Source organism: Ferruginivarius sediminum, from assembly GCF_003344765.1.
Taxonomy (GTDB): domain Bacteria; phylum Pseudomonadota; class Alphaproteobacteria; order Kiloniellales; family Rhodovibrionaceae; genus Ferruginivarius; species Ferruginivarius sediminum.
The window spans coordinates 290,450-317,328 of sequence record NZ_QPMH01000001.1; the positions used below are offsets into that span (position 1 = coordinate 290,450).

The 26,879-nt window shown below is 65.3% G+C and carries 27 protein-coding genes; 8 read left to right on the forward strand and 19 right to left on the reverse strand.

Annotated features, from left to right (window positions below):
• Positions 1-382: 382 nt before the first annotated feature.
• Positions 383-1,081 (reverse strand): IS6 family transposase, encoded by a 699-nt coding sequence (locus DRB17_RS01345; protein ID WP_114580353.1) that lies wholly within the window; start codon positions 1,079-1,081, stop codon positions 383-385.
• A gap of 237 nt (positions 1,082-1,318) precedes the next feature.
• On the opposite strand from DRB17_RS01345, the gene DRB17_RS01350 reads away from it, so the two are divergent.
• The 5 genes from DRB17_RS01350 to DRB17_RS01370 all read left to right on the forward strand — a co-directional run bounded on the left by DRB17_RS01350 (position 1,319) and on the right by DRB17_RS01370 (position 5,538).
• Entirely contained in the window at positions 1,319-2,338 is a 1,020-nt protein-coding gene (locus DRB17_RS01350) for a universal stress protein (protein ID WP_114580354.1), read from the forward strand.
• Between the two features lie 236 nt (positions 2,339-2,574).
• Positions 2,575-3,393 (forward strand): ABC transporter substrate-binding protein, encoded by an 819-nt coding sequence (locus DRB17_RS01355; protein ID WP_114580355.1) that lies wholly within the window; start codon positions 2,575-2,577, stop codon positions 3,391-3,393.
• A gap of 47 nt (positions 3,394-3,440) precedes the next feature.
• The gene (locus tag DRB17_RS01360) at positions 3,441-4,109 is read left to right on the forward strand and encodes an amino acid ABC transporter permease (RefSeq protein WP_114580356.1); all 669 of its coding nucleotides are present in this window, start codon (positions 3,441-3,443) and stop codon (positions 4,107-4,109) included.
• Positions 4,106-4,870 carry an amino acid ABC transporter ATP-binding protein gene (locus DRB17_RS01365; protein ID WP_114580357.1) on the forward strand — a complete coding sequence of 255 codons (765 nt, stop codon included), beginning with the start codon at positions 4,106-4,108 and terminating at the stop codon, positions 4,868-4,870. Before DRB17_RS01360 ends, DRB17_RS01365 begins: the two co-directional genes overlap by 4 nt.
• Positions 4,867-5,538 (forward strand): amino acid ABC transporter permease, encoded by a 672-nt coding sequence (locus DRB17_RS01370; protein WP_114580358.1) that lies wholly within the window; start codon positions 4,867-4,869, stop codon positions 5,536-5,538. The genes DRB17_RS01365 and DRB17_RS01370 overlap by 4 nt, the downstream gene beginning before the upstream one ends.
• A gap of 61 nt (positions 5,539-5,599) precedes the next feature.
• Here the strand turns inward: DRB17_RS01370 and DRB17_RS01375 are convergent, their stop codons facing one another.
• From DRB17_RS01375 to DRB17_RS01415, 9 genes are all read right to left on the reverse strand, one after another.
• Positions 5,600-6,442 carry an ABC transporter substrate-binding protein gene (locus tag DRB17_RS01375; protein WP_114580359.1) on the reverse strand — a complete coding sequence of 281 codons (843 nt, stop codon included), beginning with the start codon at positions 6,440-6,442 and terminating at the stop codon, positions 5,600-5,602.
• Between the two features lie 26 nt (positions 6,443-6,468).
• The gene (locus DRB17_RS01380; RefSeq protein ID WP_114580470.1) at positions 6,469-7,227 is read right to left on the reverse strand and encodes an ATP-binding cassette domain-containing protein; all 759 of its coding nucleotides are present in this window, start codon (positions 7,225-7,227) and stop codon (positions 6,469-6,471) included.
• 11 nt (positions 7,228-7,238) lie between these two features.
• A complete protein-coding gene (locus tag DRB17_RS01385) occupies positions 7,239-7,943 on the reverse strand; it encodes an ABC transporter permease (protein ID WP_114580360.1) in 705 nt (234 codons plus the stop codon).
• Positions 7,944-8,147: 204 nt separating this feature from the next.
• Positions 8,148-8,969, reverse strand: coding sequence for a sulfite exporter TauE/SafE family protein (locus DRB17_RS01390; RefSeq protein ID WP_241503707.1), 822 nt, complete (start codon positions 8,967-8,969; stop codon positions 8,148-8,150).
• 106 nt (positions 8,970-9,075) lie between these two features.
• Complete coding sequence (locus DRB17_RS01395; protein WP_114580362.1) at positions 9,076-9,774, reverse strand: hypothetical protein; 699 nt, start codon at positions 9,772-9,774, stop codon at positions 9,076-9,078.
• Between the two features lie 48 nt (positions 9,775-9,822).
• Entirely contained in the window at positions 9,823-11,298 is a 1,476-nt protein-coding gene (locus DRB17_RS01400; RefSeq protein ID WP_161958663.1) for a sensor histidine kinase, read from the reverse strand.
• 148 nt (positions 11,299-11,446) lie between these two features.
• The gene (locus tag DRB17_RS01405; RefSeq protein ID WP_114580364.1) at positions 11,447-12,304 is read right to left on the reverse strand and encodes a substrate-binding periplasmic protein; all 858 of its coding nucleotides are present in this window, start codon (positions 12,302-12,304) and stop codon (positions 11,447-11,449) included.
• A 439-nt stretch (positions 12,305-12,743) separates the two neighbouring features.
• A complete protein-coding gene (locus DRB17_RS01410) occupies positions 12,744-13,163 on the reverse strand; it encodes a DUF4168 domain-containing protein (RefSeq protein WP_114580365.1) in 420 nt (139 codons plus the stop codon).
• Positions 13,164-13,406: 243 nt separating this feature from the next.
• Complete coding sequence (locus DRB17_RS01415) at positions 13,407-13,700, reverse strand: cold-shock protein (protein WP_161958664.1); 294 nt, start codon at positions 13,698-13,700, stop codon at positions 13,407-13,409.
• A gap of 361 nt (positions 13,701-14,061) precedes the next feature.
• On the opposite strand from DRB17_RS01415, the gene DRB17_RS01420 reads away from it, so the two are divergent.
• Positions 14,062-15,498, forward strand: coding sequence for an aromatic amino acid lyase (locus DRB17_RS01420; RefSeq protein ID WP_114580367.1), 1,437 nt, complete (start codon positions 14,062-14,064; stop codon positions 15,496-15,498).
• Between the two features lie 221 nt (positions 15,499-15,719).
• Positions 15,720-16,397 (forward strand): bactofilin family protein, encoded by a 678-nt coding sequence (locus DRB17_RS01425; RefSeq protein WP_161958665.1) that lies wholly within the window; start codon positions 15,720-15,722, stop codon positions 16,395-16,397.
• Positions 16,398-16,431: 34 nt separating this feature from the next.
• On the opposite strand, the gene DRB17_RS01430 is transcribed toward DRB17_RS01425, so the two are convergent.
• Positions 16,432-17,328, reverse strand: a complete 897-nt coding sequence (locus DRB17_RS01430; RefSeq protein ID WP_114580369.1) for a fatty acid desaturase — start codon at positions 17,326-17,328, stop codon at positions 16,432-16,434.
• Positions 17,329-17,411: 83 nt separating this feature from the next.
• On the opposite strand from DRB17_RS01430, the gene DRB17_RS01435 reads away from it, so the two are divergent.
• On the forward strand, positions 17,412-18,248 hold the full coding sequence (locus tag DRB17_RS01435; protein ID WP_114580370.1) for an alpha/beta hydrolase: 837 nt from the start codon (positions 17,412-17,414) through the stop codon (positions 18,246-18,248).
• Here DRB17_RS01435 and DRB17_RS01440 read toward each other — a convergent pair.
• The 8 genes from DRB17_RS01440 to DRB17_RS01475 all read right to left on the reverse strand — a co-directional run bounded on the left by DRB17_RS01440 (position 18,245) and on the right by DRB17_RS01475 (position 26,725).
• Positions 18,245-19,885 (reverse strand): NTP transferase domain-containing protein, encoded by a 1,641-nt coding sequence (locus DRB17_RS01440; RefSeq protein ID WP_114580371.1) that lies wholly within the window; start codon positions 19,883-19,885, stop codon positions 18,245-18,247. The two genes, DRB17_RS01435 and DRB17_RS01440, sit on opposite strands and share 4 nt — an antisense overlap.
• Before the next feature lie 12 nt (positions 19,886-19,897).
• On the reverse strand, positions 19,898-20,638 hold the full coding sequence (locus DRB17_RS01445; RefSeq protein WP_114580372.1) for an XdhC family protein: 741 nt from the start codon (positions 20,636-20,638) through the stop codon (positions 19,898-19,900).
• Entirely contained in the window at positions 20,635-20,997 is a 363-nt protein-coding gene (locus DRB17_RS01450; RefSeq protein WP_114580373.1) for an XdhC family protein, read from the reverse strand. The genes DRB17_RS01445 and DRB17_RS01450 overlap by 4 nt, the downstream gene beginning before the upstream one ends.
• The gene (locus tag DRB17_RS01455; protein WP_241503708.1) at positions 20,976-22,241 is read right to left on the reverse strand and encodes a vWA domain-containing protein; all 1,266 of its coding nucleotides are present in this window, start codon (positions 22,239-22,241) and stop codon (positions 20,976-20,978) included. Before DRB17_RS01455 ends, DRB17_RS01450 begins: the two co-directional genes overlap by 22 nt.
• A 20-nt stretch (positions 22,242-22,261) precedes the next feature.
• The gene (locus tag DRB17_RS01460; RefSeq protein WP_114580374.1) at positions 22,262-23,191 is read right to left on the reverse strand and encodes an AAA family ATPase; all 930 of its coding nucleotides are present in this window, start codon (positions 23,189-23,191) and stop codon (positions 22,262-22,264) included.
• 71 nt (positions 23,192-23,262) lie between these two features.
• Positions 23,263-23,610: a YdbL family probable chaperone protein gene (locus DRB17_RS01465; RefSeq protein ID WP_114580375.1), complete on the reverse strand. Its 348-nt coding sequence runs from the start codon at positions 23,608-23,610 to the stop codon at positions 23,263-23,265.
• 15 nt (positions 23,611-23,625) lie between these two features.
• Positions 23,626-23,844, reverse strand: coding sequence for a YnbE family lipoprotein (locus DRB17_RS01470; protein WP_114580376.1), 219 nt, complete (start codon positions 23,842-23,844; stop codon positions 23,626-23,628).
• A gap of 58 nt (positions 23,845-23,902) precedes the next feature.
• Positions 23,903-26,725, reverse strand: coding sequence for an intermembrane phospholipid transport YdbH family protein (locus tag DRB17_RS01475; RefSeq protein WP_114580377.1), 2,823 nt, complete (start codon positions 26,723-26,725; stop codon positions 23,903-23,905).
• Positions 26,726-26,879 lie beyond the last annotated feature (154 nt).

The following is a 26,879-nucleotide window of genomic DNA, read 5'->3' on the forward strand; positions in this document are numbered from 1 at the left end:
CGCAGCGCCAGGATCAAGGCGATGATAACTTCTTCAACTCAAAGGGATGGCGAGCCCATCGGCGCCGTGACAACGCGCCGATCCATAGCCTGTCTTCCCCTGATGAAGGCAGCGCTGATTTTCCGGTGTCGTCCGCAAGCGCCCTCCGACACCATTCGCTCGGTATTATGGCCGTGCCATGAACCGTCTTTGTGCCCGCATCGTGAGATTATGAACCTTCCCGTCGTCGGAGGCCGTTGTCCTTCCAAGCATGCCGACAAAGGCGACACTGGCGGCGATCGCCGCGCGGTCATTATGGGGCACTGCGGTCGCGAGCACCGTGTCGACCGGTGCTGTCAGGGCGATGCGAACGGCTCCGTGAATGGCAGGTTCGCGCCCGGCTTCAGGCGGCAAGCTGCTGCCATTCAGCGAGGGCAGCTGAGCGGCTTTCCTTGAAAATCGTCCGGCTGGTCAGGTAGCGGTCGTGGTTGAAATGGTTGTGGACGGCGGCGTGAACGGCGGCGAATTTCTGGAGGGTGGCCGGCCTTCGAAACCGGATCATCGCATGTTCGCGTCTTCGCAGCGGCTGGTGGGCGTTTTCGGCGCGGTTGTTGCGCCAGCGCCCGCAGTCCTGGCGGCTGGCGTTGCCGATCTCGCGCATCCCCGCGCGATACGGGCGCAGGCGATCCGTGACGATCGTCCGCGGCCGGCCATAGCGCTTCATGGCGCGTTTCAGGAACGCCTTGGCCGCCTTGCGGTCCCGGCGCTTAGTCACAAAGACCTCCAGCATCTCGCCCTCGTGGTCGACCGCCCGCCAGAGAAAGCACGTCTCGCCGTTGATCCGCACGAACACCTCGTCCAGGTGCCAGCGCCATTGGATGTAGGTGCGGTGGCTGGCTGCCCGTCGGCGGCGGATCTCGACGGCGAAGATCAGCCCGAAGCGGTTCCACCACTGCCGCACCGTCTCGTAGGTCACGTCGATGCCGCGCTCGAACAGCAGGTCCTCGACGCTGCGTAGGGAAAGCGGATAGCGGACGTACATCAGCACCGCAGAGCGGATCACCTCCGGCGAGGTTTTGAAGTAGCGAAACGGGCTGGTCATGCTCGACGCTACCCCGCACCACATCGGCCGGCAACGATTCCCATGACAGCGCCTAAATCGCGCCGTGCCAGTGAGAGGCAGCCTCGAATAGCACCGCCTCTTTTGAACGCTGATCCACACGCCTTGTCCCATTACTGTCCCACCCCTTGACCTCAATCAACGAACCCGCGCGCGACCTCCGATAGGACTGTTGGAAACGCCATAACGGCATGATCAACGGCCCTGGGAGGCTTCGGCATGATTGGGACGGTTCTGGTTGCCACGGACGGTTCGGCGCACGCGCGGGCGGCCGTGGATCTGGGAGCAGCTGTCGCCGGGAAGTACGATGCGCGGCTGGTGTTGCTGCACGTCGTCTTCGGCAGCGACTTGCCGGGGGACCTGTTCGGCCGGGCAAAGCAAGGGTTCGAGGCGGCCGGGAAGTCGGGTGACTGGACCAGCGATCATCCGGAGTGGGCGCCCGAGCATCAGATCGAGGAATTTGCCGGCCGTATGCTACTGGACGAGGCGAAGGCCCGGGCCGAGGAGCAGGGTGCGAGCCGGGTGGAGACTATCAACGACTTCGGCGCCAGCAGCGAGCGCATCCTGCAGCACGCGCGCCGGCTGTCCGCCGACCTGATCGTCATGGGCTCACGCGGGCACGGGGAATGGGCGAACTTCGTGCTGGGCAGCGCCTCCCACGCCGTCGTCCACTATGCGCCGTGTACCGCCATCACCGTGCATCAGAGCGAGGACCGGCCGGGGTTCGAGGGCGTGAGCCATATCCTGGTTCCCACCGACGGCTCGGACCACGCGGAGAAGGCCGTGACCTTCGCAGGAGACATCGCGGCCAAGTTCGGCGCCAAGATGACGCTGGTGCACTCTCTGCTGCGCCACGCCAACCTGGACAAGCTGCGCGAGAGTGTCGATCCCGACAAACTGAGCGAAAGCACCCGCGCCGCGCTGCACCTGGGCGAGCGGCGGATGGCGCTGACCGACATGCTGTCCTCCAGCCTGTCCGACGACGCGCTGCGCGAGGTGGGCGAGCAGATCCTGGAACGCGCCAAGGAAAAGGCAGAGGCGGAAGGCGCCCAGGACGTTCAGACCGAGATCGTCGACGGCAACGCCAGCAAGGCAATCCTGGAACTGGCGAAGGACCGCAACGTCGACCTGATCGCCATGGGCACACGTGGCCTCAGCCAGGTCGAGCGCCTCGTCGTCGGTAGCGTCTCCTACAAGGTCAGCCACGCCGCACCCTGCCACTGTATGGTGGTGCGCTGAAGCGGTTCTCCTGCCGTACCAACTGCTATCAAGCCGAGAATAGCGCGGCGCTTGCGCCGCGTGACAGTCGAACTGTCTGCAATTTGCGTATAGCGGACCTTCCCGGAAAGATGAATGCACCCCTTGCGCGAATCGAAGCAACACTGTTGCCTGATGTGGCGACCGGTCGTTAGGCTCGTCCGACTGCCAATACAAACCGGCAGTATTCGACCCATTCAGAACAGGGGGTTCGTCGCATGCGGAAATTTGTCATGGGGGCGGTATGTGCCGCCGGAATGCTGGGCGCGTCGAGCGCGTCGGCCGAGACGCTCACCGCCGGGGTTGAGGCGGCCTTCCCGCCTTGGGCCTACGTCGAGGAGGGTGAGTACAAGGGCATCGCCATCGACGCGATGCGCGCCATCGCCGAGGACCAGGGCCTGGACGTCGAATTCAAGGATCTGCCGTGGCCGTCGCTGATCCCGGCGCTGGCCAAGGGCAAGATCGATTTGCTGGTGACCGGCCTCAACGTGACGAAGGAGCGCGCGGAGGTCCTGGATTTCTCTATCCCCTGGTGGGAAAACGACGACGAGGTACTGGTCAGCGCGGATTCCGACCTCAATGTCGTCACCGCGCTGTGCTGCGGCGCCACGGTGGGCGCGCAGGGCGGCTCCACTCAGTTCGGCTGGATCGAGGCGAACCTGGTCGAGGCCGACACCGGCGTCGAGCTGCGCGGCTATGAAGATTACGTGACGGCGGTGGAGGACATGAACACCGGCCGCATCGATTCCGTCGTCACCAGCACCGACACGGCCGAGACACTGATCTCCAAGGGCCAGCCGGTGAAGATCGTCGGCACCATCCAGCAGAACCAGCCGCAGGCGCTGGCCGTCCAGGAGGGCGATCCGAACGAACTGCTGGGCAAGCTGAACGCTGGCATCATGAACATCTACAAGTCCGGCCAGTGGGAGCAGATCGTCCACAAGTACCAGCCGCAGGCGTCGATCCGGATTATTCCAACGACGATGCCGGACTACGTCGATTCCTATAAGAAGCCGATTCCGGGCTACTCGGAATAAGGCTGCCGCGAAACGCGCAATTGCAAGCTGCGGGGTGATTTCCGCCGATGATCTGGGAGATTATCTGGAATCAGATGCCGTACCTGCTGCACGGCCTCTGGATCGCCCTGCAGCTTCTCGCGGCGCTGCTGTCGCTCGGCCTGGTGCTGGGCCTGGCACTCGCGCTTATCGAGATCTACGGCCACTGGACGCTGCGCTGGACGGGCATCCTGTTCGAGCGCGTCTTTCGCGGCGTGCCGGCGGTCGTGCTGCTGCTGTTGTTCTATTACGGCGTCACCGACTTCATCGAGATGTCGTCCTTCATGGCCGCGGTGCTGGCGCTGGGCCTGCGCTCCACCGCCTATCAGTCGCAGATCTTCCGTGGCGCCATCCAGTCGGTGCCGCAGGGCCAGATGATGGCCGCGCAGGCGATGGGGATGGGCAGGGCGCGCGCGGTCGGCTGGATCATCCTGCCGCAGGCGCTGCGCCATGCCATCGGACCCTGGACGAACGAGTTCTCCTCTGAATTGAAGGCGACGTCGCTGGCCTATGTCATCGGCGTGGTCGAACTGACGCGGCAGGGCAAGTACATCGTCTCAAGTACGCAGGGTAACGTGCTGATCGTCTTCGGCGTGGTGGCGCTGATGTATTTCGTGGTGAACCGCCTGGGGAACTGGGCGCTCTACAAGTTCGAGGGCCGGATCACCGTGCCCGGATTCGAAAGGAGGGCCGCTTGAGCGCGCTCTTGGAAGTCGAGGGCATCCGCAAGAAATACGGCCAGTTCGAGGTGCTGAAAGGCGTCTCGCTGCAGCTTGAGCGCGGGCAGGCGAAGGTGGTGATGGGCCCGTCCGGCACTGGCAAGTCGACGCTGCTGCGCTGCATCAACTACCTGACGCCGCCGGATGCCGGGACGGTTCGCCTTGACGGCGAAGAGGTGGTGCCGCGCAACCTCAATCGGATCCGCCAGCAGGTTGCCTTCGTGTTCCAGGACTTCAACCTGTTCACGCATCTGCGCGTCATCGACAACATCACCATCGGGCCGCGCCGCATCCTGGGGCTGTCGAAGACCGAGGCCAGGGACCGCGCCATGCGCGAGCTGGAGCGGGTGGGACTGGCCGACAAGGTGCGCGCTTATCCGGCCGAACTCTCCGGCGGCCAGCAGCAGCGCGTTTCCATCGCCCGCGCGCTGGCGATGGAGCCCAAGGTTATCCTGTTCGACGAGCCGACCTCCGCCCTGGACCCCGAACTGACGGGGGAGGTGGTGAACGTCATGAAGCGGCTGGCCTCGGAGGGCATGACCATGCTGGTGGTCAGCCACGAGATCGGCTTCGCCCGTTCGGCCGCCGACGAGATCGTGTTCATGGACGGCGGCCACATCCTTGAGCAGGGGCCGCCGGCGCAGCTTTTCGACGCGCCGCAGCACGAGCGCACGCGCCGCTTCCTGCGCATGATCGGGGATCAGGTGGGCGACGCCGCGGCCGCCGGGGAGGGGGCGTGAGCGACTTCCTGGATTTCGCCGCGGAGCATCTGCCCTACATCCTGGCGGGCGTCCCGACGACGCTGGCACTGTGGATACTGGCGATCACCTTCGGCTTCTTCTTCGGCCTGGTGCTGGCGTGGTGCCGGATCTACGGCAAGAAGCCGGCGTATTGGGCGTCGACCGGGTATATCGAGATCTTTCGCGGCACGCCCATGCTGGTGCAGATGCTGTTCATCTACCTGGGGCTGCCGGAGGTGGGGCTGACGTTCGATCCCTTCACGGCGGCAGTGATCGCCATCGGCCTCAACACCTCCGCCTATCAGGCCGAGTATTTCCGCGGCGCCATCCAGTCCATCCCGCAGGGGCAGATGACTGCCGCGCGTGCCATGGGGATGAGCGACCTGCAAGGGCTGATCTTCATCGTGCTGCCGCAGGCGCTTCGCCGCGTGATCCCGCAGTGGTCGAACGAGGCGATCCTGGAACTTAAATTCACCTCCATCGCCTTCGCCATCGGCGTCACCGAGATTACGGCCCGAGCCGAGACCATCGGCTTCAAGACCTTCCGCTTCTTCGAGATTTTCCTGATCGTCGCCGCCGTCTATTTCGTGCTGACGGCGACGGTCGCCCAGATCCTTCACATCGTCGAGCGGCGCACGGCGGTGCCGGGCCTCACGCTCGGCCGATAGGCGGTTGGCGTGCTCGCCCAGCTCTTCACCGTATCATTGCAGGCGAGGGGGCCTGGCGGACTTACCGCGCATTTGGGAAGAAAGCTTGCTGCCCCTTGATCCGGTAGTCGGCGATGGCGGCCTGACCGGCGGCGGAGACCAGCCAGTCGATGAAGGCCTGGCCCTTCTGCTTCTTCACATGCGGGTACTTCTCAGGGTTCACCAGGATGACGCCATACTGGTTGAACAACCGGCGGTCGCCCTCAACCAGAATCTCGAAGTCGCCCTTGTTCTGGAAGTTCAGCCAGGTGGCCCGGTCGCTCATGGTGTATGCGCCCATCGAGACAGCGGTGTTCAGTGTCGCGCCCATGCCGGCGCCCGTCTCGCGATACCAGCTACCGCTGGCGGCCCGCGGGTTCACGTCGGTCTTCGCCCAGAGGCCCAGTTCCTTCTTGTTGGTGCCGCTGTCGTCGCCGCGAGAGGCAAAAGCCGCCTCGCTTTCGCCGATCCTGGTGAGCGCCGCCGTGACATCCTCCATCCCCGAGATACTGGCCGGATCGTCCTTCGGGCCGACGATGATGAAGTCGTTGTACATCACGTCGAAGCGCCGCACGCCGAAGCCCTCGGCCACGAACTGGAACTCCGACGGCGTGTGGTGGACGAACAGCACGTCGCCGTCGCCGTTGCGGGCATTACGAATCGCCTGGCCGGTGCCGACCGCGACGACGCGGACGTCGATGTCCGTCATGTTCTCGAACTTCGGAAGCAGGTGCTCGAACAGGCCGGAGGCTTCTGTCGAGGTCGTCGACTGGACGATGATGAAGTTCCCGTCCTGCGCCTGTGCCGGTCCGGCGGCGATGGCGCCGAGCGCCGCGAACGCAAGCGCGGCAATGAAGGTCAGGCGACGGAAAAGCCTCGAAGCCATCGGGAGAACCCTCCTCTTCGATTCCTTCAGACCAGCAGTTGCCCGGCCACGAAGTCCCGGGCGGCCTGGGTTTGCGGATCGGCGAAGAACGCCGCTGCCGGCGTGCGCTCGATCAGGCGGCCGCGGTGCATGAAAACGATCTCGTCGGCCAGCCTGCGGGCCTGGCCCATGTCGTGCGTCGTCATGACGATCTTTGTTCCGGCGGCGTGGATCTCGTCGATCATCCGCTCGACGGCCAGGGCCGCCGCCGGGTCCAGGTTGGATGTCGGCTCGTCGAGAAACAGCACCTCGGGCTGGATTGCGTGGGCACGCGCGATGGCGAGGCGTTGCTGCTCTCCCCCGGAAAGCACGCGCGCCGAACGTCTTGCCAGATGGGCGAGGCCCGCCCGCTCCAAGGCATCGGCCACGCGGGCGGCGCGCTCGGCCCTCGCCACGCCATGCACGCGCAGGACGTAGCGCACGTTGGCGGCAACCGACCGGCGCAGAAGCACCGGCTGCTGGAATACCATCGCCTGACGCATGCGCCTGCGCCGGCCCGGTGCGGCGCCCGCCCAGGTGACCGCTCCCCGCGTGGGCTTGATGAGGCCGTGCATCAGGCGAAGTGTCAGGCTTTTGCCCGCACCGTTGGGACCGATGATGATCGTCCGGGGGCCGCGATCCAGTTCCAGGTTCAGGCTATCGATCAGGGTGTGCCTGCCGGCCTCCAAAGCCACCGCGTCGAGCCGCAGGGGCAGGACGGAGGGGCGGTCGGTGAGGCGCGTCCTCGGGCTCGCGTCGAACGGCATGGCCGGCACCCTCACCAGTTCGCCCGCGCGGTGACGCCGCGCAGGCTCATCACGGCGGCATTCACCAGGATGGCCAGCGAAATCAGGATGATGCCCAGCGCCAAGGCCAGCTCCAGGTTGCCCTTGGAGGTCTCCAGCGCGATGGTGGTCGTCATCACCCGCGTGACATGGTTGATGTTGCCGCCGACAATGATGACGGCGCCGACCTCCGCGATGGCCCGCCCGAAACCGGCGAGCAGCCCGGTGAACAGGCTGTAGCGGCCGTCCCACAGCAGCGTCCAGATCGACTGTGTCCGCCGCACGCCCAGGGAGCGAAGCTGCTCGTCGTACTCGCTGTGCAGGTCCTCGATGGTCTGCCGCGTCAGGGCGGCGACGATGGGCGTGACCAGGACGGTCTGCGCGATCACCATCGCGGTCGGCGTGAACAGAAGCCCGTACTCGCCAAGCGGCCCGGCCCGCGAAAGCAGCAGATAGATGACGAGCCCCGCCACCACCGGCGGCAGGCCCATCAGTGCATTCAGAAGCACGATCACGCCCTGCCGGCCGGGAAAGCGGACGACCGCCAGCACGGCACCAGCCGGAAGCCCGATCAACGCCGAGCACGCCACCGCCAGCAGGCTGACCTGCAGAGACAACGCAACGATCTCCACCAACTCGGAATCGAGTTGGAGGATCAGCGCGAAGGCTGTTTCGAAGGCGGCGCCGAAGTTGTCCATCCTGGCTCGTACGGGTTGTCGCTCTCGCGTTCCCAGTACGGTGAGTTATGTCTGCTCATAGTTCAATAAGAAATGAAGCGTTGTAATTTACGCACCATCAAACATGCATGTGCAATTACACCAAGCCTTATAAGCGTAGAGCAGCGCTTCATTCCAGGCAGACGCGTGACGGAGCCATGGAAGGGGCAGGCAGCAGTCTCCGGGTCAGGACGCGGCGATGCCGTAGAACATCCGGAGCGAGGTGATGAAAAGGAATGCCGCGAAGGACAGGCGCAGGGCGCGCTGCGGGATGGTGTGCGCCGCCTTCGCGCCCAATGGCGCGGTCAGGATGGTCGTCGGCACGATGACGGCAAATGCCAGCAGGTTGACGTACCCGACCGAGAGTGGCGGCAGACCCGCCGCGCCCCAGCCGGCGATCACGAACCCGGCGGTCCCCGGCACCGCGATGATCAGGCCGATGGCGGAGGCCGTGCCCACCGCATAACGGATCGGGTAGTTGAAGAGGCTGAGGATTGGTACGGAGAGCGTGCCGCCACCAATCCCCATCATGGCCGAGATCGTGCCGATGACGCCGGCCATCAGCGACTTCGCCGGCTGCCCCGGGAGCTGGTCGGCCAGCTTGGCCTGCGGACCGAACACCGCCATCTGTACGGCAACGACGAGGGCGACCACCGCGAAGACGCCGCTGAGAACGTCGCCGCCCACCACACTGGAAAGTGCGCTGCCCAGGAGGACACCGAGGAGGACGGGCACGCCCCAGGCGCGCAAAAGCTCCATGTCGACGGCGCCGCGCCTTTGATGCGCGCGGGCCGAACGCAGCCCGGTCGGAATAATGGTGGCAAGCGATGTACCCACGGCCAGATGCATCCGCACCGCCGGGTCGACGTCCAGCATGGTAAAGGCCTGGAACAGCACGGGCACGACGACGATACCGCCGCCGACACCAAGCAGGCCGGCAACGAAACCCGCCAGTAAGCCGGCCGCCAGCATGGCCGCTGCGAGGAGCAGCAGGCCGGTCCCATCCATTGCAAGCGTGATGTCCATGACGGACGGGGTTTAGCAGCCCTCGGATGGACTCGCCAGCATGAGGGGCGGCAACGCGCTTGATCGACTTCTCAAGTTCCGCGCCAGCCTAGATGCAGAAATCGAGGACGAGACGGGCAATCTTCAGCTTGTCCTTGAAGCCGAGGCTGCGCGTCGCTCCGATCACCACCGACCGGACAAGCAGCCTGTTCTCCCCGTAGGTGACGATGTCGAAAGCAAGCGGCTGGCCGTTCGTGCGGGTCCAGATGGCGCCGCCCGCCTCGACGTGAACCTCGCGCGGGCCCGAGTCGGAGGGGAACTCCGCCAGTTCCAGGCAGGCGGCGAAGGTCGCGTAATCGACACCGAGATCGTCGACGCCCTGGCGCACGTAGAGCGATTTGTCCAGGCGATCCGGATACTGTTCCCGGGCGGCGGCAACAACGTTCGTGCTGCTCACGGGGACCTGTCCCAGGCGCGATTGTTTCAGCCGGCGGACGGCTTCTTCCAGGTAGAGCGTGCCGACGAGCTTCGTGTCCAGCTCCTCCTGCAGCCTGCGGCCCTCCTCGATGGCGGATAACAGTGCCGCGCTTTCGGCCATGCCCTCCTTGTTCAGAAGCGAGTTGGCGCGGCCGACGAAATCCCGGACGGCGGGCGATGCGGACTCCAGCGGCAGTTTCTCTTTGCTATCGCCGTGCATCACACGGACTGGGCCGTCGTCCGTATGCGTGAAGAGGGGAGGCGGCGTCTCCGCTGCCGCCGCCGGCGCCGCAAGCAGGCAAAGGCCCAAAACGATCGATGCGCGTAACATGATTTGGAGCCTAGCACATGGCCGTTACGAATTCAGGGCCGGGGGACGTCAGGACGCTTGGCGGGCGGCGGTCGCGGGGCGTCGCACGCGTTCGAAGGGAAGCTGAACCACCACGCGCGTGCCACGTCCCGGTTCGCTATGGATGTTCAATTCGCCGCCGTGCAATTCGACGAGTGATTTCACCAGCGGCAGCCCGAGGCCGGTGCCCTCGTATTTCCGGTTGAGCGAGCTGTCGACCTGCGCGAAAGGCTGCATGACCTTTTCCAGGTCCTCGCGCGCGATGCCAATGCCTGTATCGGTCACGGAAAACCTGAGATGCGTGCCATCCCACTCGATCAAGGCGCCGACCTCACCGCCGGCGGGGGTGAACTTGATCGCGTTCGTCAGCAGGTTCAGCAGGACCTGCTTGATCTTCCGCTCGTCCGCGTAAAGGCCGGGCAGTTCCTCCGGAACGCCGCGGTGAAGGCTGACACCCGCCGCCTCGGCGCGAGGCTGCACCATCGCAAGACTTTGTTCGACGGCTTCGGCCAGATCCACTTCGCCTTCGTCGAGCTCCAGCTTGCCGGCCTCCGCTTTCGAGAGGTCCAGCAAATCGTTGATGAGCGACAGAAGGTGGCGGCCGCTCTCGGCGATGTCCTTGGCATAGTCCTTGTAGCGCGGCTGGGCCATCGGGCCGAGCACCTCGCCTTCCAGTACCTCGGCGAAGCCGATGACGGCGTTCAGCGGGGTTCGAAGCTCATGGCTCATATTCGCCAGGAAGCCGGTCTTCGCCTTGTTGGCGGCCTCGGCGGCGTCGCGCGCCCGCGCCAGTTCCGCCGTTCGCTCGGCCACGCGGCGCTCAAGATTGTCCCGCGCCTGGCGCAGCTCGGTCTCATATCGCTGCTGGCGGGCTTGCATGCGGTTGAACGCCCGGGCCACGGCGCCGATCTCGTCGTGGCTGTCCCACTGTACCGGATGGCGCACGCCGCCGCTTTCGGTCCGGTCGATGGAATCGAGAAGCCGCTGCAGGGGAATGCCAATGGTCCAGCGATTGGCAATCAGGGCACTGACGACGACCGACATGAGAAGCAACACAGCCAGCGCCCCGGCGAGGAGGACGCGGTGATGGGTACCTGCGGTCACGCGTGCATCCGTCAATGCGACAATGAGACGCCCGATTACTTCAACCTGCTCCCGCGTGGAGAAGACGATATCGCGCTCGGCGATAAGGCCGGGCATGCGCGACTTGTCGAAGGTGCCGACCGCGCCGATCAGGTTGCCCATGTCGTCATAGACGGCGATGCCACGGATGTCGGGATCGTCGGCCGTCGCGGCCAGGATGAGTTTCACGCGCTCGTGGTCGAGGTTCCACACCGATTCGGCAAGCACCGCCGACTGATTGCTGGCGATGCGCCGCAGTTTCAGGTGCAGGTCTTCCATGGCCTGCTTGTGTGCCGTGTACTCGAACACGCCGAACAGGGCCATCATCGCCATCAAGACGAGGGGGACGTTGATCGCCAGGAAACTGGCGCGGACCGATCGCATCCTGGGCGGGCGCAAGCGCATCGCGGAAGTCCCTAGCAATTGGCCTTCGACAATTCGGGCCGACGCCCGAATCCGGCTCCGCATGCACGGCGCCGCGTTCTGGCACGCGCTGCAAGCTTGTTATCTAGCGGGCATTGCAAGCGCCCACTCATTCCTGCACCAGTTTCTCGACATAAGTTTGCAGCATGTCCTCCGCCTCGATAGTTTTCAATCCACGATTGAAAGTACGACGAAGCGCGCGGCCCTTTTCGTCGTTGCGGAAGCAGAGGTACAAATCTTTCAACTCCAGTTCTTTCTTATCAAACCGAAGCGAATCCCGGTGCTGGCGCAGCGTGGCATCGGTCTTCAGCAGGTATTGCATCACGTACTTGTCGATTACGGCATAATCAATCTGTCGTTGCAATAACTTTAATAGATTCACCTTATCGTTGTGGGACTTGATGATACGCAGGTCGCCGTTTCGCGCACGGGCATCGAATTTCTTGGTGTTGGCGTAACCGACCACGGTGCCGATGCGCAGTCGGGCAAGGTCGTCAAGGTCGCCCCAGGCATGGGTGGCCATGACATGCTCGGCAAACCCAAGCGGCGCGGTGCCCATCGGATCGGATGCGATGAAGTCTGAATTCGGGTCGTGATGGCAATGATAACCGGGAAAGTACGCCACGACGTCCTGCGCGCCCGACTTGGCCTTGGCAATCGCACGGTTCCAGGGCCAGAAGCGGATTTCGACCGGGTATCCCGCCTTTGCGAAGATGGCCCTGACGATGGCGCTGCTCGCGCCGCCCTCCGGCAGATCGCGGTTGGTGTAGGGCGGCCAGTTCAGCGTGGAAAGACGGATGACCGATCCCGGAGACGGTGCGCCGTCCGCCGCCGCATTCGCGGCAAGACCGTACAGCACCACAAAGCCTGCGATAAGACGCAGGCTGCAGGCGCGCGTGTGACGTATGCCGTTCCTTATCGTCTCAATATATCGCCGCATATCCAAGCCCTTCGGCCGCGGCTCCATGCCCGGCCGCTACATCCTAGATTGCGCGCAATGAGGTAAAAAAACGTTAAAATTATGTTGCCTTGCGAGAGGCCGGTCTCATGGAATAACGTTCAAGTTGTCATATAGGCCTAAAAAGATTCGCAGTTTTTCTCGTGCTGATCGACCTGGAGCGGGCACGATGGCGAGTTCCGCCGGCAATCGAGAAAACGCCGATCGGCATCACGGCAAGATTGCGCGAGGACTTGCGTCAGGTGAGTTCCCGGCAGGAGTATCTGCAATCGCGCAGTGCCTGTTGGCAGTATCGGTGCGCACCTCGCCGGCTCGGCGGACGGAACGGTGGCGGTCGCATGCAACGCACGATCGGTACCGGCGGAGTTCGCTATCCGCTGGCATCCGACCGCCGTTGCAAGCGATATTTGTCCTCGGGGTCAAGTGGCCGCTGTCGAGCGCGGGCGGCTTATTCGCCGTTGCGGCGTTCTTGAACCATCGTGTTGAGTTGGTTGTAGAGTTCCTTGTCTTGCCGGGCCGCCAGCGAGATTTCCTTATACTCTTTCAGGGAAATGCCCTTGGCGTCCTGGATCGCCTTGACCAACTCCGCATTCGCCTCCTTCTGAAGGCTTCGAGCCTTTTCCTTGTCTTGCTGCTGCTGAGCCGTCTGAATCTTCGGCTGCCACTTCTGGACAAGCTGGGAAACCTGAACGACGGCGTCGACGTAGGCGTCCAGCTTCGCGTCACTAAACTCCTGGGCGCCGGCCTGTGCCGAGGTGGAGCCCTCGGATTGCTGGGCGTGCGCGGCCGAGGGGATGCCCACGGCGGTAAAGGTAAGCACCGCCGCCGCCGCGACAGCGCCGGTGACCCGTCTAATTCGATCGATCATATGGCTGCTCCTTTAAGCACGTAGGTAGAGCGATCGTGGACGAACTTGCACCCCTAAACAGTTGGGCCAGTGGCTGTAAACCGTTGGCTCAATCAACGCATGGGTTTGTCACCGGAATCAGGGCAAAAGGGGGCGTTTTCGCGGCGCAGACGCGCGCACTATCGATGGCGCATTCCGCAGCCGCACGACAATGGCCCGGAGGGTCTCGCGAATCCGGGCCCGGGCGTTCGCCGGCGGGATGCTTCACCCGCCGTTCGGACGGCCGCGAGGCGCGCCTTGCGGCGTCTTGGCGGGCGCGGTGCTGGGGTCGACGGTCACGACCTTCGACACCTGCCGTCCCTTCTGTGCCTCAACCATTTCGAAGGTGATCGCCGCACCTTCTGGCACATTGTCGAGGTTGGCACGCTTCAGCGCCGTGATATGAAGGAAGATGTCCGAGGACCCGTCGTCGGGACGTACGAAGCCATATCCCTTCTCGGTGTTGAACCACTTGATGGTGCCGGTCATCGAAGCGGCCGGGACTTGCTGGTTCTGCATCGTCGGGAACACTCTGGCCGTGGACTCCATTGGGGCTGGGCCGCAATGCCTCGTCCGCGCTTTACACGCCACGATGCGGCGGCTGTCGCCAAGGCCTCGCGGCAACTCTAGCGTGGCTCAGGTAAATCGCTGCCGCAAGCCGTTTTGTCGTGACAGTCGCGAGAATTCGAACGGGATGAAAAGTGTCACAACCTCAATGCTGCGATAAAACGCTAGTCATGGATTCACAAGAAGGAAGTAGAGGCTTGTCATTAGTTGTATGCAAAACTACACGAAAGTAATGCATGTGCCGCTGCCGATGGGATTCTAAGCGTAAGCGCGCTGCCGCGGGGACGAGCCTGCGATAATCGGGGGGACCAGAATGACCGTGAGGCTGCATGGACGCAGCGACATAGACCTCGACGCCTTCGAGCGCGTGACGCGCCGCGGCGAGGGAATTTGCCTGGACGAAAACGCCGAGAGCAGGATGAGCCGGGCGCGCGAGAGTTTTCTGGCCTTGCTCGACAGCGATCCGGATATCGTCGTCTACGGTGTGACCTCGGGCTATGGCCAGAATGCATACCAACGCTTCACCCTTGAGGAACGCAGGGCGCACGCACGCAAGCCGTCGATCGCGCCAATGACCAGCTTCGGCCGACCGCTGCCGGGGCGCGTCGTACGCGGTATCGTGCTGGCACGCTTGGCCAATTTCGTCGAGGGACACGCCGCCGTCACACCGGAGCTTGGCCGCGCGGTCGCGGCGATGCTCGACAGCGGGAAGCTGCCGGTGGTGCCGATGGACGGCACCGGCTGCGCTGGTGAGATCCAGCCGCTGTCGCACCTTTTCGCGCCGCTCGCCTCGGGGTTCCCGCTGGCGGAGAAGGAGGCGCTGGCGCTTATCAACGGCAGCCCGACGGCGGCCGCGCTAGTGGCCGACGCCGTGCTTGGCGCGCGCCATCGGCAGACACTTCTGGAGGGGGTTTTCGCGCTGTCGATAGAGGCGCTGCAGGCCCCGCTCGAGGCCTATGATTCGGCGCTGACGGTCCTCTGGAACGATCCTGACGAGGCGGCGGCGCTTCGCTCGCTGGCCGGCTGGCTGGAGAGTGCGCCGGGCGGACGGCGTCCCTATCAGGCACCCGTAAGCTGGCGCATCCTGCCTCGCGTGCTGGGTCAGGCGCGCCGCGCGCTGCGGCAGGCGGAAGAGGTAGCCGAGGCCAGTCTGGGCGCTGTCACCGACAATCCGATCTACCTGCCGCCGGACGATGGGCACCCACTGGGGAGGGTGATCTCCAACGGCGGCTATCATAACGCCCGCGCCTATCCGGCACTCGACGCACTGACGGCGGTCTATGCCGACCTTGCGCTTCTGGCGGACCGGCATGTTACCAAACTGCTGGACGGCAAAACCTCGTTGCTGCCGCACCAGCTTCAAGTGGGGGAAGCCTATCTCGGCACGCTGGGCTTCGCGGCCGCCGGCTGGGCGGAGCAGGCGCGGCAGGCCGCGCGGACGACATTGCTGCCGGGAAGCGAGGGCGGCGGCTTCGGCCAGAACGATGTGGCGGTGCCCGTGATGCACGCCTGGCGTCGCCATCGGGAGGCGGCGACGGCACTGGAATCGGCCGTGGCGACGCTTGCGGTGGTTTGCAGCCAGGCCTTCCGTGCAAATGGCCATGGGCCGGCGCCGGCGCTCGACGAACTCCTTGCGGAGATACGCGCCGAGGTACCGCCGGTAATCGATCCGCAGCCGCTTGGCCCGGCTGTGGAGCGGCTCGCGGAGCGATGGCATGGCGAGACGGCGCCGGAGGCCGGGACCGTATAGGATATTGGGGTGGCTGGTGTGGCCTTGCGCCATATATTCGCCACAGCATTGCCGTACCCGGACCCTGTGGTCATGACTACCGTCGCTGCCGAACCGCGGAAGGTGGCGCCGAGTCGCGGTCGGTTCGCAACGGGAAGGAGGTCGCCGTGGATTGGAAGACGCAAGCCGCTCGACGTGCATGGGCCGCCGATCATGGTGGCGGGGGCACACCCGGACCGCGCATGACGCGTCCGCTGGTGCCCGGCATCCCCTCGCGCGTGGTGGATCCCAGCGGCGTGGTGAAGCGCCAGGACAAGACGGTTACTCCGCCGCGCGAGTCCGAGGTTTCCGATCCCCTCTCGAACGAGGGACAGCTCGTCGTCGGCAAGGGGATTCGTTTCAAAGGCGAAATAACGGCGTGCGACACCCTGATCGTGTATGGCCAGGTCGAGGCCTCGCTTCCGGCTCGCGCCATCCAGGTCGCCGAGGGCGGTGACTATCAGGGCACGGCCGAGGTCGACGAGGCGGTGATTGCCGGGAACTTCGACGGCAACTTGACGGTACGCCAGCGCCTGACCATCGCGGCCACCGGCCGGGTCAAGGGCACGATCCGCTATGCCGAGTTGGAGATCGCCGCCGGTGGGCAGATCACCGGCGATATCCAGCTTCTGGAGCAGCAGGTCCCGGCGGAGACGGCGAAGGCCGCCGCCGAGACGAAATCGTCGGTGACAAACGACAAGGCTGATCAGGGCAAGGCCGGTCAGGGCAAGGCCGCTACCGGGAAGGCATCCACTGATAAGGCGTCTACCGATAAGGTGGCCGAAGATAAGGGCAGCGCTGCCCACAGGTCGGTCGGGGAGCGCTTGCGAGAAGCCGTGCCGGAACTTGCCGAAAGCGATGAGTCCGGAAAGGCGCCCTAAACGGACCTGTTAATCGCTGGATACGGCTTTCAGATTATTTCAGGTCTGAAATGATATTGTGGTGGACGGCGACGTAGCCGTCCGCCTGCGTTTCTATCCGTTCCCGCAACAGTCGGTGTGCGTCCGGCAGGGCGTGGAACGGGATTGCCGGATAGGCGTGGTGCTCGGAGTGATAGGGCATGTTCCACGCCAGCCGCCTGACGAGGGCGCTGGTGTGCGTGGTCCGGCTGTTGCGCAGCATCTGCGGGACAAAGGGGCAGCCGGTATGCTCCGCCAGCAGGTAGGCACGCAGGAACGGCTGTCCCAGCAGGGCGGGAATCGCGACGTAGACAAACACGGCGTCGCTTGCGAGCCACACGCTGCCGCCGACCGCCAGCGCGATGACGGCAATCAGCACTCTGGCCTCACGGATCACCATGGGCTTGTCGCGCGGGGACAGGAACGGCGATGAGGCCCGCCCCATCGCCTGTCGGGCCGTCGTTTCGATCCGCTCCCACCAGTAGGGCAGGCCGGTCAGGTGCCACGCGTACTGTGCGCGCGTGTGCGGCTTACCGCTGATCAGCTCGGGGTCGCGCGCGCTGTCTTGCGTCCAGCGGTGGTGCGCCAAGTGGAAGGCGCGGAAATAGGCGGGCGGTAACAGCAAGGGCGCGGCGCACAGCCAGGCGACGGCGTCGTTAAGCCATCGCGTCCGGAACGCTGTCCGGTGGATGCACTCATGCAGCGGGGCGAAAAGGAAGATCAGCAAAAGGCCGTGCGCCAGCCACGCGGCCGGCAGGTAGACCGTGCCGCGCGCCATCCAGATCAACACCCCGGTTGCGCCGAGCGCCGTGGCGTGCTGGGCGAGTTGCAGCAGGCCCTTGAGGTCGGAACGTCGCGCCAGCGCCTTGAGTGCCCGCTTATCGAGGTCTCCAACGCTTCGCGTATCCGTCATGGACGCGACATTAGACCATTTAGCCCGGATATTGCCAGTTTTGACCCTGGCGAAACGCGAACGGTTCGTTATTCTGCGCCGCCATGGCTGGTTTCAGTGCATTCGTAGGTATTCTCGCGGGCGGTTACCTGGCGTTGACCGGCGGGCTTTACGCCGGACAGCGGCGGCTGCTCTATCGGGGCGGTGGCCCGGCGCCCGATCCGGCAAAGGCCGGTCTGGATGGCCTGCGGGTCATCGAGACGAAAACCTCGGATGGGCTGGTGCTGCGCCACTGGTACATTCCTGGCCCGCCGGGCGCGCCGGTTGTGGCAGTTTTTCACGGCAATGCCGGCGACATCGGTGGGCGCGCCGGGAAGTATGCACCGCTGGCGGCGGCGGGCTTCGGCCTGCTGCTTGCCGAGTATCGGGGCTTCGGCGGCAATCCGGGAAAGCCCAGCGAGCAGGGCCTGTTGGCGGACGCCAGGGCGGTTCTGGACTGGCTCAATGCCCAGGATGTGCCGGATGCCCGCATTGCGGTCTATGGCGAGTCGCTGGGAACCGGCGTTGCTGTTGCCATGGCGGGCGAACGGCAGGTCCGCGCCACGGTGCTGGAGGCGCCATTCACCTCCATCGCCGATATTGCGCAGGCGCAATACTGGTACGTCCCGGCGAAATGGCTGGTGCGCGACCGCTTCGACTCGCTGATGCGAATAGAGCGAATCCAGGCGCCGCTTTTGATCCTCCACGGCGGACAGGACCGGACGATTCCGCCGCGCTTCGGCGAGCGCCTTTACGCCGCGGCACCGGATCCCAAGAGATGGGCCTTCTTCGAAGAAGCGGATCATCTCGACCTGTGGGACCGGGGCGCGGGCGCCACCGTGATCGGTTTCCTTGAAGAGCACCTGGCCAAGCAGCCGGGGAGGGTGGCGGAGCCGGCTTAGCCGCGGTTGCCGTTGCGATAGTCGGCAAGCTTTTCCGGCGTATCCAGATCGACCAGGATGGTATCGTCCGGCATCTCCACAGCCATGACCTGATCGCTGTATTCGCTGAGCAGCGGCTTGGCGCCGACGTCGCCGGCGATCTCCTGCATCTCCGGGAAGAAGCGCCGGGCTAGCAGTACAGGGTTGCCCCGCTTGCCATTCCATGTCGGCACGCAGATCGTGTGTCCGCCAGCCGGATCGAAGGCGTCGATCAGGCGGTCGATCACTGTCGAATGGATGCCCGGCATGTCGCCCAGCAGGACCACCACGCCGTCGATGTCCGCCGGCAGCGCCTTGACACCTGTGCGCAGCGACGTGGACAGCCCATCAGCGAAGTCCGGGTTATGCACCGTCTTCACCCTGCGCCCGCCCAGCAGGCTTTCGACCTGCTCGCGTTGATGCCCGGTGACGACGATGACCGGTGCGGCCTTCGACTTTTCCGCCGCGTCTAGGGCATGCAGCAGCATCGGCCGGCCGCCGACTTCCTCCAGCAGCTTGTTCCGCCCGCCCATGCGCCGTGACTGTCCCGCCGCCAAAACCAGCGCGGCGATGCGCCGATGTCCGGCCGCCGCCGGTGGATGCTGCGGCGCGGCTTCGGCGCGGGGCAGGGGGCGGGCGGGGATCTCCTTCAACAGGCCGCCGGCGCCCATGCGCATGATGTCCTCCGACGTCACAGGCAGACCGGCGCAGATGCGCCACAGCACCCAATCGTTGCCGCCCACCTTGGGCGAGCGGGCGGAGCCCGGCAGCGCGAGCACCGGAACGTCGCCGAGGTGCCCGGTGACCAGCAGATTTCCTGGATCTACTGGCATGCCGTAGTGCTCGACCGTGCCCCCCGCGGCCGCCAGCCCGGCCGGGATGCAGTCCCGCCGGTCGGTCGTCGCCGAGGCGCCGACAATCAGGATCAGGTCACAGCCGCCGTCCCGCAACTCGGTCAGGCCGCGATGAACCGCCGCTTCGGTGTGCTCGACGCGGGTTTCCCGCAGCAGCTCGCTGCCAAGTGTTCGCAGGCGGGCGGAAACAGTTTCCACCGTTTTTGCCAGCACCTTGTCCCGCGTTCCAGGCAGCACGGTTTGCAGCAGCCCGACCTTGCGGGGCCGGAACGGCGCGACGGAGACCAGGGCGGAACCGGCCTCTTTCGCGCGTGCGGCTGCGCTCTCGACGGTGGTTTCGGCCACGCCCAGCGGGATGATCTTGATGGTGGCGACAAGCTGGCCTTCCTCGACGCGGGCGTAGGGTTCCAGCGTCGCCACCGTCACCGATTCGTCGACGGAATTGACGGCGTTCAGGCGCTCTTGATCGAACAGCAACAGGCCATCGGCGCGAGCGAAAAGATTGACGCGCCCGGTCGCGGCCGTACCGGCCTCGACGTGCGCGCCGGTGCAGGCGGCTGCCAAGCGCCGGGCGGCTTCGTCCTCGCCCAGGTCGCCCGGCTCAAGCCGCGCGACGATCACGGTTTCCACGCCGGCGGCGGTCAGCGCCGCGACGTCGGCCTCACCCAGACGAGTCCCCTTCTTGTAGGTCTTGCCGCCTGCTTCCTGGCTGTGCGCGAGAATCGCGCCGGCCGCTTCGCCCACCGGCACCGTGCCGAAGAACATGTGCCCCGCCGCCTAGACCGCCGCGGCCTTCTGCTCCGGCGGACGCTTTTCCAGCGGCGGCGCGCCGTGCAGGACCTGGGTCATCTGCGCCAGCGTGGCGATGGCGATCTCCGCCGGCGAGCGTCCGCCCAGCGGCAGACCCAGCGGCCCGTGGATGCGTGACAGCTTGTCGTCGGGAATGCCGGCCTCGGCAAGCCGCTCCAGCCGCTTGGCGTGGGTGCGGGTCGAGCCCAGGGCGCCGATGTAGAAGGCATCGCTGTCGAGCGCGACCTGCAGCGCGGGGTCATCCAGCTTCGGGTCGTGCGTCAGCGTCACGACGGCCGTGCGATGGTCGAGCTGCAACGCGCGCATCGCATCGTCCGGCCAGTCGCTCAACAGGGTGACGTTCGGGAAGCGCTGATCGCTGCCAAAGGCGCGGCGCGGGTCGATGATGGTGACGTCGTAGCCCGCGATCTCGGCCATTGGCGCCAGGGCCTGGGCGATGTGCACCGCGCCGACAAGGACGAGCCGCAGCGGCGGGTTGAACACCTGCACGAACAGATGCCCGTTCGGTTCCGGCAGACGGCCGCTCTTGTCGTGGCGGATGGCGTCCTCGATGCCGTGGAGAGCGGGGGCGGAGAGGACAAGCGCGCCAGCGACCGCCTCGCCCTCGTCGATCAGGGCCTCGCTGCCGTTTTCCAGGTCGGTGACGAGCGCCACGGCCCGCTTGTGCGCGCGGGCGTCCTGCAGGCGCTCCAGCGTTGCGCGCTTCATTCCATCTTCTCGACGTAGACTTGCACGGTGCCGCCGCAGGCGAGGCCGACTTCCCAGGCCTGCTCGTCGCTGACGCCGAATTCCAGCAGCTTCGGCGCGCCGTTTTCCATCACTTGCTTGGCCTCGTGGACCACCGCGCCCTCGATGCAGCCGCCGGAGACGGAACCCACCATATTGGCGTTCTCGTCCACGACAAGCTGGCTGCCGACCGGGCGGGGCGAGGAGCCCCAGGTGGACACCACCGTGGCGCGGGCGACCTTGTGGCCCGCCTTCAGCCAGTCCATCGCCGCCGCCAACTCGTCCGCCGGCGCGACGGTGCTGGCGCTTTCACCGGCCGTCACTCGATCATCTGTAGCCATTCGCTTACCCCTTCCTGGCGGCGCGAAATCGGGCGGCTCAGCGCATCGGCGAGTTCGCGGAGGCTTTCCAGGTTATGCACCGAGCGGAACTCGTCCACATGCGGCATCATCGCCTGCGCTCCTTGAGATTTTGGCGCATAGCCCTCGTACCGCAAGAGTGGGTTCAGCCAGATCAGTCGCCGGCAAGACTTGTGCAGGCGTTCCATCTCGCGTTGCAGGCCCTCGGCGTTGTCGCGGTCGAGGCCGTCTGTGATGAGCAGCACCACCGCGCCCTGGCCCAGCACCCGCCGCGACCAGTCGCGGTTGAAAAAATGCAGGCACTGGCCGATGCGGGTGCCGCCCTGCCAGTCGGTGACCGCCTGACCGACCTTCTCCAACGCCTCGTCCACGTCCTTGGTGCGCAGATAGCGGGTGATGTTGGTCAGCCGCGTGCCGAAGACGAAAGCGTGCACGCGGTCGCGGTCGTTCGTGACCGCGTGCATGAAGTGCAGCACCATCCGCGAATACTGCGCCATCGAGCCCGAGACGTCGCAGATGATGACCAGCGGCGGCGGGCGCCGCCGCTGCCGCCGCCACTTGATGGGGATGCTGTCGCGCCCGGCGCGCAGGGCCTCTCGCAAGCTGCGGCGCATGTCGGCGCGGCCGGGCGCGTGGTGCGGGCGGAAGCGGCGCGTGCGGATCTGGTTCACGGGCAGGCGAAGCCGCTCGATGGCGCGCTTGGCTTCTTCCATTTCCGCGCGCGACATCTTTTCGAAGTCCATGGTCTGGAGCACATCCTTGTTCGACCATGTCAGCGCCGCGTCGAACTCGTACTCCTCCTCCGGCGCCTCCTCCTCCTGTTGCTCGCCGGGGAACTCCTGCTGCATCGCCTCGGCCAGGCGGCGCGACATCTCTTCCTGCTTGGTGCGGTCAAGTTCGGCGCGCACCTCGGGCAGGAGCATTTGCGTCAGGCGTTCCAGGATGCGCGGATTGCGCCAGAACACATGAAAGGCCTGATCGAACAAGGGCTGCTGGTCCTTGCGATTTACGAACACAGCGTGCAGCGCCCAATAGAGGTCGTCTCGCCGCTCCAGCCCCACGGCCTGCATGGCTCGGATCGCCTCCAGCACGCGCCCCGGCCCGACCGGCATGCCGGCCGCGCGCAGCGTGCGGGCGAACAGCATCAGGTTCTCGACCAGCCGGCCCTCGGCCATGGCGAGCTTGCCGTCCCCGTCGCTTTCGCGGCCCTGGGTTTCATCCGTCATGGGTTACGCCTTCCAGGCGTTCAGATCGATTGGCGCGCCGCCTCGGTGGCCATTTCCTGTTTCACCTGATCCAGGATGCGCCGCGCCTCGCTGCCTTCGACCTTGGCGATATCGTCCTGGTATTTCAGCAGGATGCCCAAAGTATCGTCGATGGCGTCGGGGGTCAGCGCCACCTTGTCGAGCTGGGTCAGCGCGTCGGCCCAGTCGATCGTCTCGGCTACGCCCGGCAGCTTGAACAGGTCCATGCCTCGCAGCTTCTGCACGAAGGCGACGACCTGGTGCGACAGTTCCTCTGACGCCTTGGGTGCTTTCACCTTGAGGATTTGCAACTCGCGCTCGGCCGTGGGGTAGTCGACCCAGTGGTAATAGCAGCGCCGCTTCAGCGCGTCGTGAATCTCGCGGGTGCGATTCGAGGTGATGATGACGATGGGCGGCTGTGGCGCCTTGATGGTGCCAAGCTCGGGAATCGTGACCTGATAGTCCGCCAGCACTTCCAGCAGGAAGGCCTCGAACGGCTCGTCCGTGCGGTCCAGCTCGTCGATCAGCAGCACCGGCGGGCCCAGCACGTCGGGGCGCAGCGCCTTCAGGATCGGCCGCTCAATCAGGAACTGCTCGGAGAAGATGTCCGAGGCGAGTTGCTCCCTGTCGCGGTCGCCGGTGGCCTCGGACAGGCGAATCTCCACCATCTGCCGGGCATAGTTCCACTCGTACACCGCCGAGGCGACGTCCAGCCCCTCGTAGCATTGCAGGCGCAGCAGGCTGCGGTTCAGGGTCTCCGCCAGGACCTTGGCGATCTCGGTCTTGCCGGTTCCGGCCTCGCCCTCAAGGAACAGCGGTCGCCCCAGGCTCAGCGAGAGATAGAGGACGGTCGCAAGGCTGCGGTCGGATACGTACTTGCCGTCGGACAGCAGCGCCTGCGTTTCGTCGACGGATTGCGGCAATTTGGCCATACGCGCGGTCTCCCAAGCTGATCGCGTTGCTTGCTAGCAGACCGCGACAGGCGCAGACAAGGCGCTCTCACTTATTTACGCGTGTAGGCGCCGCTTGGCTGCTTGAAATATGTCCCCTTGGGCGCGCTTTCCAGGATTTGCTGGGCATAGACCTTCCCGACGGCGTCGGCGGAGATGTTCTGCTCCTTTGCGCGCTGCTCGTACAACTGGCGGCGCTTGGCGTTGACTTCCGAGACGATCTGCTTGGCTTCGGCGGGCGCGTTCTGCTCGCGTACCTCAACGAATCCGTCGAAGCGTTCGGCGATGACGCCTTCGGCGCGGTATTCATCGAGCGACTTCGCCAGCGCCGGGCCGGGCAGGACGGCCAGAAGGGCGAGGGCGGCCAATATCGGGAACAGGAATCGACGCAGTATCGGCATGGCTCGCGCTCCGCGCTAGAAGATGTCGGGGTTTTGCTGGATGTCTTCCTCGGCCTGCTTTTCCAGCTTCACGCGGACTTCCGCATCCAGCTTGACGTTAAGGTTGATGGTGATCGGCTTGTCCGGCGCCTCGACCTTGACGGTGGGCTGGCAGGCAACGACCCCAAGTACGAGGACGGCGGCGGCGGGAAAACGAATCTGCAGGCGCACGGTGACCTCCTGATCGAAGCGCATGCTGCGTCATGCGTGCGGCGAGAACAAGGCCTTCGTGCGGCGGACATGGGCCGGCGGCCTATTCCAGCTCGACCGCGCGTTCCAGCAATTCGGTCGTCAGGCGGCGCCCTTCCTGCAGCGCAGCCAGCAACGGCTCGATATCGCCGGTAAGGTTGATGTTGAAGCGGAACGGATAGCCATCCAGCACGTCCGGGTTCCGTCCTTCCATGACGATACCAAGTTCCAAATCGCCATCTGACGGGCGATTCAGGGTCGCTTTCAGCTCCTTGTACTGGAAGTTCTCCAGTGCACGCATCATCAATTGCACCTGTTCGCCCCTGCCGGCCAGGGCCTGTTTGGCGCTTTGGATCTGGACCCGGATCACGCCGTCTGATTCGGCCGAGATCTGCCCCTGGTCGACGACGAAGCCGTTACCGCCGAAGCGCAGGGGAATCTGTCCCGAAAGGACGCCTTCCGCGCTCAACCCCTCGACGTCCAGTTCCTCGAACAGCTTTCGCAAGGACAGGCCGCGCACGTGGACTGTGGCGTCGGTTTCCGTGTCGAGCCCTTTTAGGGCCAGATCCTCTGCATACAGAAGGCCGTCGGAAAGCGTGCCCTCGATGCGCGCGACACGAAGGACCGGCCTGGCCTCGTCGTCCGGAACAAGCTGGAACCGAAGGCGGACGTCCGTCAATGGCACGCCCGCCACAACGCTTTTGGCCGTCAGTTCCTGACCGGGCGGTGTCGTGGTCGGGATCAGGCGCGAGGCGGTCACAGTGCCAGATAACTCCTCGACGCGCGCTTGCGGTGTCTCGAAGCTCAAGGCATCGATGCGGGCGACGCCCCCGCTGTTGAAGCCGCCGGGCTGCCAGGTGAGATCGCCGCCGACTTCAACGCTGCCCTCGGCGCTCTCGATGTCGCGCAGCAACGGACTGAGCGCTCGCGGCTGCAAGCCGCCGGGACTGAACCGGGCCGTAGAAGGGCCGAACATCATGTCCCCACTTTGGGTTGCCAGGTTGTGGTGTAGGTCGAGGGGGACTGAGATGTCGGTGCCACGCACGCCGGCGGCGCCTGTCGCCGTCAGGCGCTGTCCGTCCCGTCGAACAGTGAGGTCGACGGACAGCGGGGCGAAAGCGGCCGGCTGCGCTTCATGCACCAGATTTCCCAGAGAGAGCCTCGCTAGTGGCGCGTCTGGCGTGCCGTAGGTGATGTCCGCGTCGAGTTCGCTGGCGCTCAGCTTCATGTCGGGCACGCGGATTCGAGCACCTTTCATTGCTGCGGCGGCAACGAGCGAATCGTCCTGGCGGATCTTGAGGTCTATCGGCCCTGGCGCGGTACTCGCGGTGACGTCCGGTGCATCCACCCGGCGTATGGTACCGCTAAGCGTGCCGGGATCGGCTACTAGCTCGGCCGAGAGGGTTCCATCCTGCATTATTGCCATGCCGGAACGGATCGTCACTTCGATCGGACCTTCAACGTCGACCACGCCCGTCCTGGGAGGCTCCGGCAGGCGCAGGCGTCCCGCCTTCGATAGGCGAACCGCGGTTTCCGTTCCTTCACGCTCAATGACGACCGGGCCGTCGAATCCGACATTTTCCAGCACTTGGGGGCCCGCGCGCAGCCGCGCCAGTTGCACCTCAAGCTGCCCCTCCGCCGTCATGGCGCCGGGATCCAAGCTGGCGTTCCCATCGAAGGCGAGGCGGCCCAATTCGACATCGCCATAGCGCAGTTTCTCTGCCTCAAGCTTCAGCGGTGCGAGCGTGATTCCGGACATGGCGAAATCGGCCGCGTGCGTGCCGTCGGCGGCGAACTGCGCGCTGGCGTAACCCTTGCCGAGCGTTGCGCGCAGGCTGGCACGGCCATCCCAACGCCATTCGCCGTCCCGATAGGCTGCTTGCAGAAGCTCACCCGCTTCGGTCCAGGGAGACAGGGTGACCTGCTCGAGGCGGGCGAGCATGGAGGCAAAGTCCTGGCCGAGGCCGAATTCCGAAAGGGCCTCCGCGTTGACCTCGGTTGCCGCCGCCGTGGCGGGCTCGCGCAGGCGCAGCAGGATCTCGCCTTGCCGCACATCGAGAGTGGCCTCGATCCCCGCATCGACGCCGCGGGCGTAAGGCGTCACATCGGCGCCCTGTAATGACAGGGAAATCTCGGCCGCCGCCGATTGGCGCAAGGCGGCTTGCGGGCCTTCGGGCAGCGTTGTCGGCAGCGTGCCGTCGTAGGTCAGGTGGAACTCGGCGCGCCCTGATTTCGGTGTTGCTGGCCAGGACGCGGGCCAGGGCACTTTGGCAACGTCGCTCCAGCCCCGCGCGTCCAGTCGTATCGTCGGGTCTTGCGGAAGGCCTGTTGCTTCCAGGCTAATCTCGATGGCGGTATATGGCGTGTCGGCCTTGCCGCGAAGCGTTGCGCGCAGGCCATCCTCGGCTTCGTGCAGACGCCCGTCGAATGCAACGTCCACCGTGCCATGCGGACTTGCCGCCGTGACGACGGCGTCCTGCAGGTAGACCTCGGGAAGGCTCGGCGAGGCTGCTGCTTCTGCCTGCCCGGTGTCCCCGGCAAGCAGGTCTTGAAGCCGCCCGAGCGGCCTGTCCGAACCGAGGTCGAGTTTGAGGCGAAGGCCGTCAAGGTCGATGCGTTCGACTCGCCCAGCCAGAACCTGACTCGGCTGGTACATGACCGTGAGGGATCTGGCCGAGGGACCATCGTCGCCGAGATCGAGGCCACGCACCTCCACGCGTTCCAGCGTCAGGGCCGTCACTTCCAGGCGCGCTTGCCCGAACCCCTGGTGTGCCAGCCAGCGGCGCGCGGCCGCCTCGGCAAGCTCGGTGCGCCAGAGGATGCCGCCAGTCGCGAGCGCGGCGACGAGGACGACAGCGATCAGCAAGCTCCACAGCAGCACGCGCATGGCCGGTTATCCGGAACCTTCGGGCGTTCTCATCACCTGAGTAGCTTGGCGTCGCCGCTTCTCGAACGCAAACGGCCGGGCCGCATGGGCGACCCGACCGCTGGCTTGTTTGGACGCTCTCGTTATTGGTCTTGTTGGGCACTGCGGAACAGCG